Source organism: Kribbella turkmenica (assembly GCF_004348725.1).
Taxonomy (GTDB): Bacteria; Actinomycetota; Actinomycetes; order Propionibacteriales; family Kribbellaceae; genus Kribbella; species Kribbella turkmenica.
Genome location: NZ_SMKR01000316.1, coordinates 1 through 2271 on the forward strand (window position 1 = coordinate 1; position 2271 = coordinate 2271).

Here is a 2271-nt window from a genome sequence, read left to right on the forward strand (position 1 = left end):
AGCGTGGGTGGGGCAGGGGGCCGAGGGCCGTTGGTGGCTTTCCTGGTGGCCAATGTGGTTTCCATCTGTGGGACTCGGGTCAGTGCTATCGCCGTCCCCTGGTTCGTGTTGGTGAGTACAGGGTCTCCGGTGAAGACCGGGGTGGTGGCGTTGGCGGAAATGGCGCCGCTCGTGGTGTTCAAGGCGGTGGGTGGGCCGCTGATCGATCGGGTGGGACCACGGCGGGTCAGTGTGCTCGCGGATGCGGCGAGCATGGGTGTGGTCGCGCTGATTCCCCTGCTGCACACGGTGAAGGCGTTGTCCTTCCCCTTGCTGCTGGTGCTGGTCGCGATCGCGGGCGCACTCCGCGGGCCGGGTGACGCGGCCAAGGCAACCCTCGTCCCGGACATCGCCGAAGCAGCCAAGGTCCCGCTGGAGCGGGTGACCGGGCTGGAGAGCACCACCGAGCGGCTCGCCGGGTTCATCGCGTTCGCGATCGCCGGTGGCCTCATCACGCTCGTCGGCGAGGTCAACGCGTTGTGGATCGACGCCGCGTCGTTCGGACTGTGTGCGGTCCTGATCGCTCGCTGGATTCCGAGAGAGCACCGGAAGACCGAGCGGACGGACGAAGGCAGCTACCGCCGGCGGCTGCTCGAGGGCTGGCGGTTCCTGCGCAAGGACAGGTTGATGATGCCGCTGGTCCTGATGATCGCGGTGACCAACCTGCTCGACGCCGCGATCGCCGCCGTACTGCTGCCCGTCTGGATCAGGGAGCATGGTTTCGGGCCGGGGCACACCAGCCTGATCCTCACGTCGTTCGGTGTGACCGCGACCCTGTTCGCGCTGGTCGCCTCGGCTGTGGGCGACCGGATTCCCCGGAAGCTGGTGTTCACGCTCGCGTTCCTGATCTGCGGGGCGCCACGGTTCGTGGTGATGGCGTTCGACGCGCCGGTGTGGGCCGTGATGGCGGTGTACGCCGTCGGCGGCATCGGAGCCGGTTTCATCAACCCCGTGCTGGGCGCACTGTTCATCGAGCGGATACCGCGGCACCTGCTCGGCCGGGTGAACTCGCTGGCCGACGCCGTCTGCTGGACCGGCGTACCACTCGGTGGAGTCGTGGCCGGTGCGGCGATCGCGGGTATCGGCCTGGCACCTGCACTGCTCGCCGCCGGCGCGGTGTACTTCGTCGCGACCATGTCTCCGCTGCTGATCGGGCGCAACGAGAGCTGGAAGGCTACACAGGATCCTCAGGGAGCGCTGAAGGATCCGTTGACGGTCCCAGCTTCCTAGTGCGCGACTGCTCGACCTGCTTGCGGCGTAGCCGGTCTGCCTCCGCACCCAGCAGCCCGAGCAGCACCAGGTCGAGCAGCATCCCGCCAACCGCCGCGAATTGCGTACCGGCGAACTGAAACACCTGGGTGACCAGCAAGGACACCAGCACCGCCAGCTCGAACAACCGAACCGCACGAGCTCTGTTCCCCTGCCGGAACTGCAGCCAGCCGCGCAGGGTGAAGGAGGCCGAGAGCAAGCTCCCGACCGCCACACCGAGCACCGGCAGGTCGGTCCACAGGCCGTCGTCGAAGCGGATCCCGGCGGCGATGACGGGCGCGCCGATCGCCTGGACGACCAGTACGACGACGGCGATCCGGGGTGCGAGCGGATGGACGGCCAGCCGGTCGAAGCCCCGTTGCAGCGCCCGCCACGCGGCGTCCACCGGAGCGGCCAGCTCCACCTCGTCGGCCGGGCAGGCGGCCAGCAACTGCCGGGTCTCGCGCCGGGCCTGCACCTCCGGACCGACCTGACGCAGCTGTTCCGAAGCTTGTGCGAGCCGGCGGCGGGACAGGCCGCCGGCGACCCCTTCGACGGCGTGGTCGACGACGTTGGCCAACTGTTCCCGCGGATCGATCGGCCGGCGGTTGGTCAGGAACCTGGACGCGAGCACGATCAGCACGAAGACGACGTACACGATCGCGGCGGTCGGCTGGTAGAAGTAGTTGTTGTCCGAGGTGACGAACTTCCCGACCTCGTCGATGAACAGGCCGAACCCGACGCCGCCGATCAGGGCCGCCGCCGGCCGGACGACCGGACCGACGTACGCCAGCAGGAGGGAGATCGCGACGAGCATCAGCAGGCCACCGGGAAGGACGTGCGCGATGTGCAGGCCCTCGCCGCCGATCTGCGGGTAGCCGCTGAGCCCGAGGAACAGGCGGGTGATCAGGACCGTCGCCACCCCGGACACCACGAACGTGGTCAGGTGTTCGGCGGACCGCACGTTGCGGACCAGCCCCGCTC

The 2271-nt window shown here is 69.0% G+C and carries 2 protein-coding genes; one reads left to right on the plus strand and one right to left on the minus strand.

Annotation, left to right across the window (positions count from 1 at the left end; genetic code table 11):
• Positions 1-33: 33 nt before the first annotated feature.
• The gene (locus E1218_RS35520; protein ID WP_233712697.1) at positions 34-1269 is read left to right on the plus strand and encodes an MFS transporter; all 1236 of its coding nucleotides are present in this window, start codon (positions 34-36) and stop codon (positions 1267-1269) included.
• On the opposite strand, the gene E1218_RS35525 is transcribed toward E1218_RS35520, so the two are convergent.
• The coding region (locus E1218_RS35525; protein ID WP_233712696.1) for a hypothetical protein at positions 1214-2271 on the minus strand (1058 nt) is incomplete at its 5' end. The two genes, E1218_RS35520 and E1218_RS35525, sit on opposite strands and share 56 nt — an antisense overlap.